Annotated in this window: 12 protein-coding genes; 3 read left to right on the plus strand and 9 right to left on the minus strand. The window is 62.3% G+C overall.

Translation table 11 applies throughout. The annotated features are described in order from the left end of the window. Window positions 1–19: 19 nt before the first annotated feature. The 3 genes from pbpC to HB780_RS27320 all read right to left on the minus strand — a co-directional run bounded on the left by pbpC (window position 20) and on the right by HB780_RS27320 (window position 8,900). On the minus strand, window positions 20–2,107 hold the full coding sequence (gene pbpC, locus HB780_RS27310; protein WP_183690814.1) for a penicillin-binding protein 1C: 2,088 nt from the start codon (window positions 2,105–2,107) through the stop codon (window positions 20–22). Window positions 2,108–2,116: 9 nt separating this feature from the next. Further along, a complete protein-coding gene (locus tag HB780_RS27315) occupies window positions 2,117–7,633 on the minus strand; it encodes an alpha-2-macroglobulin family protein (protein ID WP_183690816.1) in 5,517 nt (1,838 codons plus the stop codon). 271 nt (window positions 7,634–7,904) lie between these two features. Next, complete coding sequence (locus HB780_RS27320; RefSeq protein ID WP_183690818.1) at window positions 7,905–8,900, minus strand: aldo/keto reductase; 996 nt, start codon at window positions 8,898–8,900, stop codon at window positions 7,905–7,907. A 136-nt stretch (window positions 8,901–9,036) separates the two neighbouring features. Between HB780_RS27320 and HB780_RS27325 the strand changes: the two genes are divergently transcribed. Next, window positions 9,037–9,930 carry a LysR family transcriptional regulator gene (locus tag HB780_RS27325; protein ID WP_183690820.1) on the plus strand — a complete coding sequence of 298 codons (894 nt, stop codon included), beginning with the start codon at window positions 9,037–9,039 and terminating at the stop codon, window positions 9,928–9,930. 98 nt (window positions 9,931–10,028) lie between these two features. Further along, the gene (locus tag HB780_RS27330) at window positions 10,029–10,646 is read left to right on the plus strand and encodes a hypothetical protein (RefSeq protein ID WP_183690821.1); all 618 of its coding nucleotides are present in this window, start codon (window positions 10,029–10,031) and stop codon (window positions 10,644–10,646) included. On the opposite strand, the gene HB780_RS27335 is transcribed toward HB780_RS27330, so the two are convergent. From HB780_RS27335 to HB780_RS27350, 4 genes are all read right to left on the minus strand, one after another. Continuing rightward, window positions 10,636–11,079, minus strand: a complete 444-nt coding sequence (locus tag HB780_RS27335; protein WP_183690823.1) for a GNAT family N-acetyltransferase — start codon at window positions 11,077–11,079, stop codon at window positions 10,636–10,638. The two genes, HB780_RS27330 and HB780_RS27335, sit on opposite strands and share 11 nt — an antisense overlap. Window positions 11,080–11,092: 13 nt before the next feature. Continuing rightward, complete coding sequence (locus HB780_RS27340; RefSeq protein WP_183690825.1) at window positions 11,093–12,043, minus strand: aldo/keto reductase; 951 nt, start codon at window positions 12,041–12,043, stop codon at window positions 11,093–11,095. 106 nt (window positions 12,044–12,149) lie between these two features. Continuing rightward, the gene (locus HB780_RS27345; protein WP_183690827.1) at window positions 12,150–13,148 is read right to left on the minus strand and encodes a GlxA family transcriptional regulator; all 999 of its coding nucleotides are present in this window, start codon (window positions 13,146–13,148) and stop codon (window positions 12,150–12,152) included. Further along, window positions 13,145–13,711, minus strand: coding sequence for a cysteine hydrolase family protein (locus HB780_RS27350; protein WP_183690829.1), 567 nt, complete (start codon window positions 13,709–13,711; stop codon window positions 13,145–13,147). Before HB780_RS27350 ends, HB780_RS27345 begins: the two co-directional genes overlap by 4 nt. A 317-nt stretch (window positions 13,712–14,028) precedes the next feature. Between HB780_RS27350 and HB780_RS27355 the strand changes: the two genes are divergently transcribed. Then, window positions 14,029–15,015: a Gfo/Idh/MocA family protein gene (locus HB780_RS27355; protein WP_183690830.1), complete on the plus strand. Its 987-nt coding sequence runs from the start codon at window positions 14,029–14,031 to the stop codon at window positions 15,013–15,015. A gap of 9 nt (window positions 15,016–15,024) precedes the next feature. Here the strand turns inward: HB780_RS27355 and HB780_RS27360 are convergent, their stop codons facing one another. Beyond that, the gene (locus HB780_RS27360) at window positions 15,025–15,411 is read right to left on the minus strand and encodes a GtrA family protein (RefSeq protein WP_183690832.1); all 387 of its coding nucleotides are present in this window, start codon (window positions 15,409–15,411) and stop codon (window positions 15,025–15,027) included. Beyond that, window positions 15,408–16,421 (minus strand): glycosyltransferase, encoded by a 1,014-nt coding sequence (locus HB780_RS27365; protein ID WP_183697532.1) that lies wholly within the window; start codon window positions 16,419–16,421, stop codon window positions 15,408–15,410. Before HB780_RS27365 ends, HB780_RS27360 begins: the two co-directional genes overlap by 4 nt. Between the last annotated feature and the right edge of the window lie 216 nt (window positions 16,422–16,637).

The raw sequence follows: 16,637 nt of genomic DNA on the forward strand, positions 1-16,637 counted from the left end.
CTTGCTGAGCCCGCGTCTTTTATTCCACGAACACCCGCACGCTGGCGGCGCGGCCGGCGGCGTCGATGACGGTTAGCGTCGAATAGCCGGCGCCGTCGGGCACCCATTGGTTGGTGCGGCGGCGGGAAAGATCAGGCAGCGGTTTGCCGTTGGCGAGCCAGCGGAACGGCGCTCGCCCACCCTGCAGTTTCAGCGCCAGCGGCATGATCGAACTCGGACCGCCGTTGGCGCCGAGATCGACGCGCGCGCCCTCCGGCGGATAGACGATCTGTGGCGCCGGTTCGCGGGTCGAGGTCGAGAGCAGGCCGGCCGCGGTGACGGAAAAGCGCCGCTGGCTGATCGGCAGCTGGGTCGCGGAAATACGCACGGCGCCCATGGGTGCGGCCGGGAAGGGGGCGATGGCGACGCCCGATTTGACGAAACCTTCGAACAGGATGGGAGCGGCCGAGACATAGCCCGCCAGCCCCGGCACCGCGCCATTGTCCGGTCGTCCGACCCAGACGCCGAGCACATGCGCGCCGTCATAGCCGACCGACCAGGCATCGCGATTGCCGTAGCTGGTGCCGGTCTTGTAGGCGATGCCGAGCTTCCTGCTGCCGGCCGGCGCAATGATGTCGGAGAGAATGTCTGTGACGTTCCACGCCGCCACCGGCTCCATTAGCGGCTGGCTCTCGATCGGCCCCGGCTGGTCCTGAATGCCGTCGCCGATCCGCATCGGCTTGCCGCGATTGGCGAGCCCCGCATAGAGCTGCACCAGATCCTTGAGCGTGATGCCGACGCCGCCAAGGCCGATGGCAAGGCCCGGCGCCTCGTTCGGCGGCAGCACCGGCTTCACCTCGGCGCGGCGGAAGCGCACCAGCAGCTGCGTCGGCCCGACGGCATTGAGCAGACGGATGGCAGGGACGTTGAGCGACAGTTGCAGCGCCTCGCGCACGCTGACGTCGCCCTGGTAGGTCATGTCGAAATTGCGCGGGCGGTAGCCGTAGAAATCGGCTGGACGGTCCTCGATGATGGTGTCCTGGGCGACATATCCCTCTTCGAAGGCAAGGCCATAGATGAAGGGTTTTAGCGTCGAGCCGGGAGAGCGCAGCACGCGGGTCATGTCGATCCAGCCCGACCGACTGGAATCGAAGTAATTGGCCGAGCCGACCTCGCCGACGATCTCGCCCGTCTGGACGTCGGCCATCACCATGGCGACCGAGACCTTCGGCCCAAGCCGTCTCGCCGCCTCGTCGGCGACGGCTTCCAGGCCCTTCTGGATATCCCGGCGCAGCGTCGTGTGATGCTGGATGATATCAGGCTGTTTGCGCAGAGCCATCTCGGCCAGATGCGCCGCATAGGCGGGTAGTTGCCGCCGCTTGGCCGGAACGGGAACGAGGGCTGCCCTTTCCGCTTCGCCTTCGCCGACGACGTCTGCAACCGCCGCGCGGGCAAGCACGCGCTTGCGGGCGGCCTCGGCGCTGGCCAGATTGCGGTCGGGGCGGCGCTTTTCCGGCAGTTGCGGCAGGGCGACCAGCAGCGCTGCCTGCGCGATCGTCAGCTGTCGCGGTTCCCTCCCAAAATAAGCAAGGCTCGCGGCACGCACGCCCTCCAGATTGCCGCCATAGGGGGCATGCGTCAGATAGAGGTCGAGGATCTGCTCCTTGCTGAGCCGCCGCTCGATCTGTATGGCACGGGCGATCTGCAGCAGCTTGGCCGTCACCGATCGCTCGCCGCGCGGTTCGATCAGGCGCGCCACCTGCATCGACAGCGTCGAGCCGCCAGAGACGATGCGGCCGTGGGTGACGAGCTGGAGGAAGGCGCGGCCGAACGCCATCGGATCGACGCCGTGATGGTCGTAGAAGCGCCGGTCCTCATAGGCGACCAGCATGCGCAGGAATTGCGGATCGACGTCACCGACATCGGTCTTCAGCCTCCAGCGCCCCTCGGGCGTGGCGAAGGCGCGCAACAACTCACCATTGGCATCCAGCACCTCGGACGAGACGACACCGGCTCTGTCCAGTGGTGGTGGAAAGGCGCGGTCGGCGGCAACAAGACCAAGCGCCAGCGCCGCCACCGAGAGGGTCGCCGTGCCAAGACCGATCGCAATTTTCCACCGCGTCTTCATGACCTCTTCTTACTGCTGTGCCGCCTGCACCTCCATGCGGCCCATCGCCGTGCGGGCCGAGAATTGCGGACGGTACATGTCCTCGACGCTTGCGGCCGGATGATCGTAGGTGCCGGGGGTAACGGCGCGCACGACATAGGCGAAGCTCAGGTCGCGGTCGCTGCCCGACGACTGGTCGAAGGCGGCGACGAAACGGTCGTTGCGGAATTCGACATGGGCCGGCTGAACATCGCTCAGCCAGTCGAAATTCGATAGCTGCGCGCTGTTGACGATGCTCGGATTGTCGATCTCGAAGCCGGCGGGCAAAAGATCGGTGACGAGGATACGCGACGGCCAGTCGTTGGCTTCTGTGACGTGCAGTACGACGACATAACGTTCGTTCTGTTGCGCCTGGGTGATATTCGCCTCCTCGCCGTCGAGCGTGTAATATTTACGCTCGATGGTGAAACCCTTGCCGCCCGCGGGCAGCGGCGAAATCGGGGCCGCGACCGTGGTCACGGCGGCTGCCAATGGCTGGCGAGTAGTGTTGGTGACCGTCAGAGGATGGCCGATGAGGGCGTCGCCGCTCATCTGCGCCATGTAGGTGCCGGTGTGGGTCGCGCCGTTGACATCGAGCGTCAAGCCGTCATCGCCGTTCTGCAGCGCGCGGGCGGCAAGCAGCATCCAGGTCTGTTCCTGGGTGCTGGTATAGGGCTTGGTCTGCCATTCCTTGGCAACGATCGTCGCCAGCTCCGGAACGATCGGCGGCACGGGGCGGCTTTCGCTGGCCAGCGCCAGCACGGCCGCGCCGTCACGCAGCGACGAGCCGTAATCCGAGCGGGCGAAGCTGACCTTGGTTACGAGCCCTTGCTGCGACATCTGCAGCGCGTCCACGAAGATATTGCGCGAACGCTGGGCATCGCCGTAGAGCGCAAGTGCGGCCGCCAGATGCGCCTTGGACAGTGGCGTCGGGAAGTCGTTCAGCATCGTGTCGGCATAGTAGCGAAGATCGCTGATCGAAGCCTTCTTGTTACGCGCCAGAACATAGAGCGTATAGGCGATCTCGTTGCCGTTATCCTTGACGTTGGTGTTGGCGCTCAGCGCGTTCTGCAGGTTCTCCAGCGCCTGCGCCATGGCCTGATCTGGCACTATGTATTTCTGCTCGCGAGCGCGGGTCAGGAAGTCGGTGACATAAGCGTCGAGCCAGAGGTCGCCAGAGCCCGGACCCCAGAGGCCGAAGCTGCCGGTGGAGGACTGGTAGGACATTTCGCGATAGATCGCGTCCTGAACGCGCTGGTGAATTTCAGTGTCGTCGGCAAGGCCGTTTTTGATGGCCAGATCACTGAAATAAAGCAGCGGCATCGCGCCGCTGGCCGTCTGCTCGGCGCAGCCATAGGGATAGCGGCTGAGGCTCATCAGCAGGGCCGGCACGTCGAAGGCGCCGGAGCGGCTGACATTGACGCTGACCGAAGCGCCGGGCAGCACGCTGTCGGCGAGCAGATCGGCATTGACGGTCAGGCTTTTTCCGGGCGCCAGCGAGACGAGGCGCCGTTCGGTCACCGGCAATTGCGCCGGCCGAACGGGGAGATCGAGCGATTGATCGAGCGACAGTCCGGAAGCGCCGGAGAGGTTGATCGAAACCGTACCGGCGCCCGGCTGCCCGCCGCTCAACGGCAGGGTGATGTCATACTTGCCGCCCGGCTGCAGATTGATTGTCTGCTGGGTGGCGCTGGCATCGACGGTGACCGCTGCGTTGCCGGTGACTGCCAGTCTATAGTCGCCGGCGGGCGCATCGGTATTGGCGATATCAAGCCGAAGATTGGCCTTGTCCCCCGGTGCGAGGAATCTCGGCAGGCTGGCGGTGACGACAACCGGATCGCGGATGATGACATCCTGCGTCGCATGCCCGACCCCGGCCTTCGACCAGGCAACCGCCATGAGACGCGCCGTGCCATTGAACTGCGGAATATCGAAGCTGACATTGGCCTTGCCGTCGGCATCCAGCTTGACCGGGCCGGAGAAGAAGGCGACCAGCTTTTGTGTCGGCGGGCTTGCCTGCAAGGCTGCCTGTCCGCCGTCGCCGCCTGTGCGCAGCTTGCCGGTTGCGCCGAGCGAGCCGTCGATCAGGCGGCCGTAGATGTCGCGGATTTCAAGCCCGAGCTGGCGCTGGCCATAATACCAGTCGTCCGGTGCCGGCGGCTGGTAGCGCGTCAGGTTGAGAATACCGACATCGACGGCGGCAAGCGTCACATAGGCATCCTCATTGGCGCCGGCCCCCGTCACCTGCACGGCAATGCTCAGCGGTTGGCGCGGCAGGGTCTTTGGTGGCGCATCGAGCTTGACCTGCAGCTTGCGCTCGCCGGGATCGACCGCCGCCCATTTGATGCCAATAGCGCGCATCGGCATGCGGCTTTCCTGTGCTTCGCCGGGGCGAAAGAGGGTTGCGGTCACATAGGTGCCGGCGCCCCAATCGGCGGTGACGGGAATATCGACTTCGCCGCCGGTGGCGCCGATATCGGCATTGGCAACCGAGATCAGCGTTTCGGAACCGGCCGTCACCATCAACTGGCCGGCATAACGCGAGGTCACCTTGAGCTTTGCCGTGTCGCCGATATGGTAGCTGCTCTTGTCGAGCGCGACTTCCAGCGCATCGGGCGTTTCGGTCGAGGTCGAGGCGACATACCAGCCGGCATTGAATTCGACGCTGGATTCCGGGCCGTTCGTATCGGCCGTGTCCACTTCCAGCCGGTAGCGGCCCCAGGTGACCGGCGCGGATATTTCCGCGCCGTCGGTGGTGGCGTTGACTGTGCCGGTGGCGACCTGCTTGGTCGAGGTGATCGGCTCGTATTTCCAGCTATTGCCGTCGCGATACCATTGATAGTCGCGCTCGACGCTGAGCAGCTTCCAGGTCAGGCCCTGCATCGCCTGCTTTTGGCCGTTCTGGTCGATTGCGATGACATGGAAAGCGCCGATGGAATTCTCGCCGAGATCGCCGTCGAATTCCGGCTTGATGCCGATGCGCGGCCCATCCGCCCTGACCGGCAACGTCAGTGAGCGCTCAACGGCGCGGCCGCCTGCTTCCTGCATGCGCACGGTGATATCGGCGTTGAGCAATTGCGTGGTCGAGGGCGTGTCGTTGATGGTGACGTCGAAGGTCGATTTGCCGTCCTCGTCCAGCGCCTGCAGATCCTCGAGCGGCACTTGCGAGCTCTCGGCCTTGTTGTCGCTGCTGCTGCTATCGCTGTCGTCGCTGGCATTCTGTCCGGCGCCCTCGTCGGCAAGGCCGAATTGATAGCCCTTGTAGTCGTCGCTTTGGCGTGTCGGTTTCAGCGTCACTTCGCCTTCGAGGCTGAGGCCGGCGGCCGGCGCACCGTAGAGATAGCGCCCTTCGATATTGACCGGCGTCGGCTTGCCGACCTCGATCGCCTTGGCGTCGCTCTTCATGTCGAATTCGGTGCGATCCGGCACGAAATCATCGACCAGGAAGGTCTGCGAGCCGATCGAAGAACCCTTCGGATCGGTATAGATGTTCATCGTCCAGCTGCCGCGCATCGCCGTCTGTTGCAGCGGCAGGTCGACATTATAGCCGCCGAGCTTGCCGCCGTCGGTGACGACGCGGCGATCCTCGACGCCGTCGGGGCGCAGGAAGACGAAGGTGAGCGGCAGGTTCTCGACCGCCACGGAGCTGACATCACGCGCCAGCGCCGAGGCATGCACGGTCTCGCCGGCGCGGTAGATGCCACGTTCGGTCCAGGCAGTGAGGTCGATCGCACCCGGTGCCGTGCGGCCCGCGACGCCTCGGTCGGAAAGATCGAAGCCGGCGCGGGTCATGTCGAGAAAGACGTAATCCTGATCGCCATTCTGCGCCGTGATGACGGCTGGCGTCATGCCCGCCGTGCCGCGCATCAGGCCGGCACTGAAGATGGCGCGGCCGTTTGCGTCGGTCTTGGCTGTGCCGAGAATTTCGTTGTTCTTGGCAAGCAGTTGCAGCTCAACGCCGGCGCTCGGCTTGGCGCTGCCGAGCGAACGGGTGAAGACGTTCAACCCGTCGGTGCCGGCATAGGTGGTGACGCCGATATCGGAGACCACGAACCATTGCGTCGCCTGCGAATCCCACTCCTGGCCGCTGCCGTTCGGCGCGACGGCGGTGAGCACGTAGACGCCGGGCTTGCGCTTCGGCAGCGCTTCGTCGACCGGGAAGCTGGTGACGACATCCTTGTTCAGGTTCTGCTGGATCTCGATCGAACCCTGCCAGACCAGCTCGCCATTGGTGTCCTGGATGGTCTGGGCGCTGTAGCCGCTCATCTGCGTCAGGAATTGCGAATTGTTCAGCAACTGCGCGATGTTGCGGTCGCCGATGCGGTAGAGCTTCAGATTGGCGGTGCCGGTGTTGACCGAAACGATCGGGATGCCGCGACGTGCGGTCGACGGCAGCACGAAATTGTCGCCAGTGAAGCGGATCGAAGCCGAGCGGTCCTTGACGTAAACGTCGACATTGACCTGCGTGGCAAGATCCTCATCGACGGAAGAGGGCAGGCCGGGGCGCAGCGAAATCCTGTAGCGCTGGCCGAATTCGAGGCCTTCGACGCAGATCTGGTTGTCCTTGGCGTCGACGCCCTTGGGCGCGGCACCGTTGACCGTGACGAAGGGGGTGTAGTCGACGCCGCTCTTCACCAGCTTTTCGGAGAACTGCACGCAGGCGCGGGGTGAGGCATTGTCGTTGTCCAGCGTATTGCCGCTGACGCGGAAACCCTGGCGGGCCTTCAGGTCGTCATAGGCGGCCTGGACCGCTGCCGAGCTGGTGAGGTTGAGGCTCGCCTTGTAGGCGCTGAGCGCCTGGCGGTAGTTCTGCGCGTTCTTCAGCGACTCGGCCAGCACGGCGAGCGCGTCCGCACGGCTCCGCGTCGTACGGGAAAGCTGATAGCCGTTGAGTGCTGCGTAGCCAGCCTGGGTGGCGAGCGACGTGTCGTTGGTCGTCGTATTGGCGGCACGCGCCATCTCGACCCAAAGATCGCCATTGTCGGGCGAGAGCGACAAAGCACCCTGGAAAGCGTTCAACGCGTTGTTGACGTTGCCGGAGGTGATTTCGATGCGGCCAAGCGCGATCAAGCTCTCGACGCCTTGTCCCTTCAGGTCAGCGGCGAGCGTCAGCTGGCTTTTCGCATCGCGTGCGCTTTGGACGAAATCGTCGGAGAGGAAGGAGAGGGCGGGTGCTGCGCCGATATCCGGTTCATTGGCGGCGGCGGTCTGGACTATCTTGCCGGCGATGGCACCGGCGACAGTGTTGAGCTGGTTGAAATCGGACTTCAGGAAGCACCATTTCACCTTGGGATTATAGGTGAAGGCCTTGCAGGACTTGTCGCCGATGCAGGACGTCGAGCATTGGTCGAGCGTCACGTTCTGCTCGGTGCGCAGGTCGAACCCGTAGTAGTCGCCATCCTGCGTGGTGACCACCTGTCGCTTGGTGTCGGCAGCGTTTGCCGGCATCAAAGTGGCGAAAGTGGTAAGAAGAAGAGCGGAAAATCCGATAAACGAGCGCTTAGACATAAGTCCCCCCGACGCTGTCCGTTTTGATTGGCCGCACCTTAGAATTTCGGGCTTGTTTGTCAACCGAGCGTCGAGGAAGGAGGGTCCGGTTTACGACCATGACTATCTGTTGGCGGGATGCTCGAAATGGCAAAATTGCTGTTTCAGAGCATACTTTCCAACACTTCGGTCCCAACCATTTGCGTCGCGTACCCATCATTGAGGCAGAAAAAACCGGCACCGGCCAAAAGCCGATGCCCTCATTGCGTGAGTGGAGTCGATGTCGAAAGACTTAGATATTCGTCATCGCCAGCGATGCCGCGGTGTATCGTTTGCCGGCTATCTGTTCGAGCGGCATGATATCGCTCAACGCCTCAACTTCGCCAGCCGAAAGCGAGATATCGGCGGCTGCCGCGTTCTGTTCGAGATGGTGCAGTTTGCGGGCGCCGGGGATCGGCACGATGTCGTCACCCTGATGCAGGACCCAGGCCAGCGCCAGCTGAGCCGCCGTCACGCCCTTGTCCTTGGCGAGGGATTCGAGCTTGGCGACGAGGACGGCGTTGGCGTCGAAATTCTCGCCCTGGAAGCGCGGCAGGTTGCGGCGGAAATCGTCTGCGGCAAGGTCGTCTGTCTTGCGGATCGCGCCGGTCAGGAAGCCGCGGCCAAGCGGGCTATAGGGCACGAAGCCGATGCCGAGTTCGCGGCAGACGGCAAGCACCTCTTCTTCCGGGTCGCGGCTCCACAGCGAATATTCGCTCTGCAGCGCGGCGATCGGGTGGACCGCATGGGCGCGGCGGATGGTGGCGGCGCCGGCTTCCGAAAGACCGAGCGCGCGAACCTTGCCCTCCCTCACCAGATCCGCCATGGCGCCGACCGTATCTTCGATCGGAACATTCGGATCGACGCGGTGCTGGTAGAACAAATCGATGACATCGGTGCCGAGTCGCTTCAGCGATGCCTCGGCCACCTCCTTCACATGCTCCGGCCGGCTGTCGATGCCGACCATCGATGCCAGGCCTGATTTCGTCGGATCGAGCTTGAAGCCGAACTTGGTGGCGATGACGACACGGTCGCGGACGGATTTCAGTGCCTTGCCGACCAGCACCTCATTGGTAAAGGGGCCATATGTTTCGGCGGTATCGAAGAAATTGACGCCGAGATCGACGGCATGATGCAGCGTCTTGACCGATTCATTCTCGTCGGAAGCGCCATAGGCGAAGCTCATGCCCATGCAGCCGAGACCGACGGCGGAAACGGTGAGGTCCTTGCCAAGCTTGCGGGTTTTCATTGTCGTATTCCTCTTGAACTTTTTTGTGTTCGGGCCGACCAGGCTGGCCATTCGTGTAGACGAGCGGAAGATAGACCGCTCGATAATGAATAAAAATCCGTGCAAATTGCAACAAGCTGTTCTATTATTTAGATCAATGAATAGAACCCAGCTTTCTCAATTGGCGGTTCTCGCCGCTGTTGCCGCCCATCGCAGCTTCCGTGCCGCCGGCAAGGAGTTGTCGATCGCGCCCTCCGCCGTCAGTCATGCGGTCTCCAGCCTGGAAGAAAGCCTTGGCGTTCGGCTGCTTGCCCGCACCACCCGCAGCGTCTTGCCGACCGAGGAGGGCCGGACACTGCTGGAGCGACTGGCGCCAGCTCTGGAGCAAATTGATATCGCGCTGGAGGATACGCTCGCCATGCGCGGTCGCCCGGCGGGCAATTTGCGCATCACAGCCCCGCGCTTCGCCTCGGATCTGCTGATGGCGCCACGGCTCGGCGATTTCCTCAACGCCTATCCTGACATCACGCTGGAGATCGCCAACGAGGACGGTTTCAGCGATATCGTCAAGGAAGGCTTCGACGCCGGCATTCGGCTGGAGGAGAGCATCGAGGGGGACATGATCGCGGTGAAGGTATCACCCGACATCCGCACGGTCATCGCCGGTTCTCCGGCCTATTTCGAGAACAATCCGAAACCCCTGCACCCGCGCGATCTCGCCCAGCATCGCTGCATCAAACGACGCTTTACCGACGGGTCGATTTATCGCTGGGAGTTCGAGAAGGACGGCCGTGAGCTGATCGTCGCGGTCGACGGCCCCTTGATCGTGATCGAGGACCGGCTTGCGGTTCTGGCGGCGCTCAATGGCGCGGGCCTCTCCTATTTCTTCGACATAAGGGTGGCGCAGGAGCTGGCCGAAGGCCGCCTCATCCGCGTGCTGGAGGACTGGTGCCCGCCCTATCCCGGCTTCTGCATCTATTATCCCAGCCGACGCCAGATGCGCCCGGCGCTGAGAGCCTTCATCGATTTCTTCAAATATACCGGGCCATGAGGAGAGCGACCGCAGATCCGCTACTGACGGAATCGGGTGGCGGCTCTGGGTAAAATGCCTGAACTGGTCGCAGGAGCCGAGGACAAGGATTTCAAAGGATGAAAAAGCCGGGGTCGATGAAGGGCTTGGAAGAACTCGGCCGCGTCAGGCTGTCGAAGAATTTCTTCTTTCGCGATTTCCTGCATTCGGAGATCGCCGATTTCTATCGCATTCCCAATATTCCCGAGGACCCTGATCTGGCGATCGAGAGCGGCCGCAGGCTTTGCGCGGAACTGCTGGAGCCGCTGGAAGCCACTTTCGGCCGCCTTCATATCCGCTCCGGCTATCGTGCCCCTGATGTCAACGCCTTCGGCAACAGGAACGGGCTGAACTGCTCAACCAATCCTCACACCGCCGCCCATCACATCTGGGACATGCGCGATCTGGACGGCTGCATGGGCGCCGCCGTCTGCGTCGTCGTGCCGTGGCTGATCGACCATTGCCGCGAGGAGGGCGATTGGCGGAAACTGGCCTGGTGGATCCACGATCACCTGCCCTATGCCTCGCTCTGCTTCTTCCCCAAATTATGGGCCTTCAACATCCAGTGGCACGAGCGGCCGATGCGAACCATCCAGAGCTATGTCAGCCCGCGCGGTATGCTGACCAAGAGGGGCATGGCAAACTGGGAGGGCGATCATTCCGCCCTCTACGAAGGTCTGCCAAAGCTTAGAACTTGATGCGGTAACGAATGAGCCCATCGCTCTCGATGTAGCTGTCATAGAGCTTGCGGGCCGTGGCGTTGCCCTCTTCGGTATGCCAATAGAGTCGCGCCCAGCCTTTCGTTTTGCAAAGCGAAACGAGGTCATCGAGCAGCGCCCGGCCGACGCCCTGGCCGCGCGCGCTTTCGTCGACGAACAGGTCTTCGAGATAACATTCCAGCTCTCTGATCCATGTACCCTCATGCGTCAGGCAGAGCGCGAAACCCCTGACCTCACCATCGACTTCCGCAACGCGCATGAAGATGGTGGACGCCGGATCGAAGACCCGGCGCCATGTCGCCTCGGTGATATCGGGCGCGAGGCTGACGCCGTAGAAGGCGAGATAATCAGCCCAGAGCTTGTGCCAGCGGGCTTCGTCTTCAGGTCTGACTTCACGCACGACCACGGTCATCGGTTTGTCCTGTCTATTCGCCGGCCTTGTCGAGCAGGCTCATGGCCTCATTGGAAAGCGTGAGCTTGGCCGAATTGATCAGCGCGTCAAGTTGGCTAAGGCTGGTGGCGCTGGCAATCGGGGCGGTGACGCCGCGCTTGCGCAGCAGCCAGGCGAGTGCGACTTCGGCCGGCTTGCTGCCGGTTTCCGCGGAAACCTTGTCGAGGGCTGCAAGGATGCGCAGACCCTTGTCGTCAAGATAGGCGGCCACCCGGTTTTCACGCGCCCGGCCTTCTGTGTCGGCTTTGGTGCGGTATTTACCGGTGAGGAAGCCGGCGGCGAGGCTGAAGTAGGTGATGACGCCGATATCTTCTCGAACGCAGAGATCGGCCAACGGCCCTTCGAAGCTGTCACGCGTATAGAGGTTATATTCCGGCTGTAGCACGTCGTAGCGCGGCAGACCGGCCTTGGCGGCGGCATCGAGAGAGGCCTGGAGCTGCTCGACATTGAGATTGGAGCAGCCGACATGGCGGATCTTGCCCTGTTCCTTCAGCTTGGCATAGGCGCTAAGCGATTCCTCATGCGGCGTTTCCGGGTCCGGCCAATGCGACAGATAGAGGTCGATATAGTCGGTCTGTAGCCGCTTCAGCGACGCCTCGACCGCCTGCGGGATATAATTGGCCTTCAAGCCCTTCTTGTCCGGCCCCATGTCAGAGCCGACCTTGGTGATGATGATGGCCTTGTCGCGAGCGATGCCGCTCTGCTTCAGCCACTTGCCGATGATCTCCTCAGAATCGCCGCCCTTGTTGCCGGGAACCCAGCGGGAATAGACGTCGGCGGTATCGATCGTGTTGAAGCCCGCACCGAAGAAGGCGTCGAGCAGGGCAAAGGAGGTTTTCTCATCGGCTGTCCAGCCGAAGACATTGCCGCCGAAAACGATGGGGGCGACCAAAAGATCGGTTCGTCCAAGCTTGCGCAGGTCCATGATACATCTCCAAATCACTTGAGCGGGAAGCCGGCGTCAGAGGCGCCAGCAGGGAGGGACAAGGCAGGCTACCGCCACGGCTAGGGAAATTCTACTAACGATTTCTTTATTCGGCGGCGGATCGCCGGTAGTGGCTGGGCGGCAGTTCGTTGTATTTCGACCAGACGCGCCGCATGTGCCGCGGCGAGGCGAAGCCGGATTTTTCCGCCACGCGCTCCATGTCTATCCGCGAGTTGGTGAGCACATCGCGGGCAAGCGTGACCCGCATCAGATTGACATAGGCGGTCACCGACAGGCCGGCATGTTCCTGAAACAGCCGGGAAATATGCCTAGAGCTCATCGCGCCAATCTGGGCAAGTTCCAGGAGCGACCAGCCGTGAGCAGGGTCGGCCATGATCGCATCCTGCACGCGGTGGATGGCGGGATGCACATGGTTGCGGCCGCTGAGCCAGGGAGAAAGCTGCGGTTCGGCGCCGGTGCGGCGCATGTAGACGACCATGTGGCGGGCGATCGTCAGCGCCGTCATCGGCGAGGTGAGTTTCGAGGCGATGTGCAGCATCAGGTCCGTGCCGGTGGAAATGCCGGCGCTGGAATAGCGCTCGCGATCCTCGACATAGAGCCGGTTGTCGAGAACCCGCGCCGTCGGCGCATATTGCCGGACCTCGTCGATGCAGGCCGCATGCGTCGTGCAGGCATGGCCCTCGAGCAGACCGGCGCGCGCGGCCAGCACGGCGCCGGAGCAGATGGTGACGAGCGTGATGCCGGGGCGGATGGCCGTCTTCAGCCATGCGGCGAGGATCGAGAGCTCCGGCTCGACGTCATCCGCGTTCAGTGGTGCCGTGACGCTGCCGGAGACGACGACATAAGCACCGTCGGGAATGCGATCCGGCAGCGGCGACAGTTCGGCAAGCAGCAGTCCGATCGATGTCGTCTGCGTCGGCCGGGCGGCGATGAAGCGATAGTCGAACAGGACGTCCTCCTGTTCGACATTGGCGCAGCGCAGAACCTCCATCGGTCCGGCGACATCCATAAGCAGCGTGTAGGGCGGCAGGACGACATAGACCGGAATGATGCGACGATGGAGGTGTCTGTCGCCTTGGCTCATGCAGCACTCCTGAGCGCCGTCGCGGCAAGCGCCTCTTCGACCGTTGCGATGCGGGCGAAGCGGTCGGCAAGTACCAGCTCGGTTCGCTTCTTGATGTCTTCGACGCTGAAAACCGTGCCCGACGCATGCGTCATCGGGAAGGTCAGCGTCGCCTCGGTGACGTAATCGACGGCATAGCCGAGATCGGAGGCATGGCGTGTCGTCGTCTCGCAGCATTGCTCGGTGCGGATGCCGGAAACGATCAGCTTGCGGATGCCGTTTTCCACCAACCAGACATCGAGGCCGGAGCCGACGAGCGCGGAATGGCGGGGCTTATGGAAGACGGCGTCGGCTTCGAGCATGATCTCTTCGAGCGTGCGGACATAGCCGCTCTTCAAGCTGAAATGTTCGTCGCCATCGACATGGAAGATCTGCACGACCGGAATGCCCTTGGCCTTCGCTCCGTCGATCAGCGCCTGCAGACGATTGGTGAAGACAGGCAGATTGTCCGTTTGCCAATAGGGACGCTGGCGAAAGGATTCCTGGACATCGATAACCAGCAGGGCAGTGTCGGTATGGGACATTTTCGTATCTCCTGTATTTGAAGGATAACCGAAACTAAGCTCCAATAGATAGCCATGAAAGCCAAGCGCTGGACAAAATTAGGACAAATCCAGCCATCCATCTTCTCCGGCCCGCCGTATGTTTTTGGCGCCGCGTCGCTCCAAACCGTTGCACCATCAGCAACGGCCGAATAAGGTCAGTCTCGGTTTCATCCAAGCGGTAACGCCTGCCTCGTTTCGCTTCGTCCATCAATGTCATGAGGATCCCAGCCGAAAACCGCGCCGCGTTTGACGCCCTGCGGACCGTCGCTTCGGGATCACGCTCCAGGAGGAAAATCATGTTGCGTTTCGGAATCTTGTCGACAGCGAAGATCGGCCGCGATCTAGTCGTGCCTGCCATTCAGGATGCGGAAAATTGCGTTGTGACGGCGGTTGCCAGCCGCGATCTCGCTCGTGCCCGGCAGATGGCGGATCGCTTCTCCGTCCCGCATGCCTTCGGCTCCTACGAAGAGATGCTCGCCTCCGATAAGATCGATGCCGTCTATATTCCGCTGCCGACGGCGCAGCATGTCGAGTGGACGATCAAGGCGGCGGATGCCGGCAAGCATGTGCTCTGCGAAAAGCCGATCGCGCTGAAGGCCGAGGAGATCGATAGCCTGATCGCCGCCCGCGACCGCAACAAGGTGCTGGTGAGCGAAGCCTACATGGTCACCTATGCGCCGGTCTGGCGGAAGGTGCGCTCGCTTCTGGCCGATGGCGCCATCGGCCGCCTGCGCCACATCCAGGGCGCCTTCACCTATTTTAACCGCGATGCCGGCAATATGCGCAACATCCCCGCGCTCGGCGGCGGCGGCTTGCCCGATATCGGCGTCTATCCGACGATATCAGCCCGCTTCGTCACCGGCCGTGAACCGCTGCGCATCCAGGCAGTCACCGAGCGCGATCCGGAATTCGGCACGGACATCTATTCCAGCGTCAAGGCTGATTTCGGCGATTTCGATATGAGCTTCTATATCTCGACGCAGATGGCCAACCGCCAGGTCATGGTCTTCCATGGCACGGAAGGTTTCATCGAGGTGAAGTCGCCCTTCAATGCCGATCGCTACGGCGCAGAAGAGCTTGAACTGACCAATCGCAGCCACACGGAATCGCAGATCTTCCGCTTCCCCGACAGCCGCCAATACAGGCGCGAGGCGGAAGCCTTCGCATCCGCCGCTCTTGGCAAGGAGGCCGAAGTCGTGTCGCTCGAAAGTTCGAAGCTCAACCAGAAGGTCATCGATGCCATCTATCGCGCCAGCGAAAAGGACGGCTGGGAGCCTGTCTGAGCAGCTTTCCTAGGGATTTTGGCGGTGGCGGAAGACGAAGCGCGAATAGCCGAAGAAGCTGAAAGCCGTCGCCGCCGCTGACGCCAGGATCAGCGCTATGATCGGGCGCAAGCTCGGCGCGGTGACCAGCAGCGAGCTGAACAGGGCATAGTTCAGCAATGCTGAGGTCAGGCCGACCGAACCATAGCGGAAGCCTTCGGCCGCCAGCGAGCGGCCGGAACGGCCGAAGGTGAAATTGCGGTTGAGGAACCATGTGGCGAGCAGCGCGCTCGGTATGGACACCGCTCGGCCGATAAAAGGGCCGTAGGGCGTGTACCAAAGCAGCAAATGCAGCACGCCCGCATCGACCACGAAGCCAACGCCGCCGGCGATCAGGAAGCGAAGAAGCTTCTTCATGCAGCCTTGGCCCTTTTCCTCCGGCTTGCCGGCTTCTCGTGTTCCGTCATATAGGCCGTTCGCTCCTCACCCATCTGGCGAGATGCCGGCTTGGCCAGGCTCATATAGTGAATGCGAAGCTGTTCTGCACGGGCACGCGCGACGGAATCGAGGATCAAACCGGCCGTGAACAGCATGAAGGAAATCATCATCAGCGCCATGGAGAGCACCCAGGTCGGCATGCGCAAGACCATGCCGGTTTCGAAATATTCGAAGAGCACCGGAATCGAGAAGCCGATGCTCAACTCCATCGAGATGGCACCCAGAATTCCAAAGAAGGCGAAGGGTCGCGTTTCCTTCATCAGCATCGCGAACATCCAGAGGATCTTCCAGCCGTCGCGGAAGGTCGAAAGCTTGGAATGCGAGCCTTCCGGCCGGCGGCCGTAATCGAGCTCCAGCTCGCTGACCGGCAGCTTCAGCCGCGAGGCATGCACCGACATTTCCGTCTCGATCTCGAAACCGCCTGATACGGCCGGGAAGCTCTTGACGAAGCGGCGGGAGAAGGCGCGGTAGCCGGAGAAGATGTCGGTGAAATCGGGGCCGAAGATCGTGCGGTAAAGCCAGTTGAAGATACGGTTGCCGAAGGCATGGCCCTGCCGACCGGCATCGTCATGGACGCCGCGACGGGTGCCGACGACCATGTCGGAGCCTTCCGTCAGAAGTGTGCGGATCAGTTCCTCCGCGTCGTCAGGTGCATAGGTGCCGTCGCCGTCGGCCATGAGATAGATGTCGGCGTCGATATCGGCGAACATGCGGCGCACCACATGCCCCTTGCCCTGGCGGCGCTCGCGCACCACGGTCGCACCCGCAAGCATGGCATGCAACGCCGTGCTGTCGGTGGAATTGTTGTCGTAGACGTAAATGTCGGCCTGCGGCAGAGCCTGACGAAAGCCGCGGACGACGTCGCCGATCGTGGCGGCTTCATTGTAGCAGGGCAGAAGGACGGCGATATTCAGCTTCTCGTTCCACATGGTCTCTGGCCAGTTCCTACGCATGACTTTCACTTGGGGCCTAATGGACGAGAGCCTATCCCGTTGCGTGTTAATAAGACCCTAGGGCTGCGGACGAAAAATGGCGGTTTGCCGCTTCCGCGGAAACATTATCGTGATATCGGCTGCGGCATGATCCCGCTTTACGCTTTCTTGATTGCCAGCGGTTAGCGTGGCGCCCCGCATGTCCTTCGAATA

This window comes from Rhizobium lusitanum (genome assembly GCF_014189535.1).
GTDB classification, from domain to species: domain Bacteria; phylum Pseudomonadota; class Alphaproteobacteria; order Rhizobiales; family Rhizobiaceae; genus Rhizobium; species Rhizobium lusitanum_C.

Bases quoted from the DNA above. Each gene is read 5' to 3' on its own strand.
- pbpC (WP_183690814.1), bottom strand. From the start codon at position 2,107: ATGAAGACGCGGTGGAAAATTGCGATCGGTCTTGGCACGGCGACCCTC.
- HB780_RS27315 (WP_183690816.1), bottom strand. From the start codon at position 7,633: ATGTCTAAGCGCTCGTTTATCGGATTTTCCGCTCTTCTTCTTACCACT.
- HB780_RS27320 (WP_183690818.1), bottom strand. From the start codon at position 8,900: ATGAAAACCCGCAAGCTTGGCAAGGACCTCACCGTTTCCGCCGTCGGT.
- HB780_RS27325 (WP_183690820.1), top strand. From the start codon at position 9,037: ATGAATAGAACCCAGCTTTCTCAATTGGCGGTTCTCGCCGCTGTTGCC.
- HB780_RS27330 (WP_183690821.1), top strand. From the start codon at position 10,029: ATGAAAAAGCCGGGGTCGATGAAGGGCTTGGAAGAACTCGGCCGCGTC.
- HB780_RS27335 (WP_183690823.1), bottom strand. From the start codon at position 11,079: ATGACCGTGGTCGTGCGTGAAGTCAGACCTGAAGACGAAGCCCGCTGG.
- HB780_RS27340 (WP_183690825.1), bottom strand. From the start codon at position 12,043: ATGGACCTGCGCAAGCTTGGACGAACCGATCTTTTGGTCGCCCCCATC.
- HB780_RS27345 (WP_183690827.1), bottom strand. From the start codon at position 13,148: ATGAGCCAAGGCGACAGACACCTCCATCGTCGCATCATTCCGGTCTAT.
- HB780_RS27350 (WP_183690829.1), bottom strand. From the start codon at position 13,711: ATGTCCCATACCGACACTGCCCTGCTGGTTATCGATGTCCAGGAATCC.
- HB780_RS27355 (WP_183690830.1), top strand. From the start codon at position 14,029: ATGTTGCGTTTCGGAATCTTGTCGACAGCGAAGATCGGCCGCGATCTA.
- HB780_RS27360 (WP_183690832.1), bottom strand. From the start codon at position 15,411: ATGAAGAAGCTTCTTCGCTTCCTGATCGCCGGCGGCGTTGGCTTCGTG.
- HB780_RS27365 (WP_183697532.1), bottom strand. From the start codon at position 16,421: ATGTGGAACGAGAAGCTGAATATCGCCGTCCTTCTGCCCTGCTACAAT.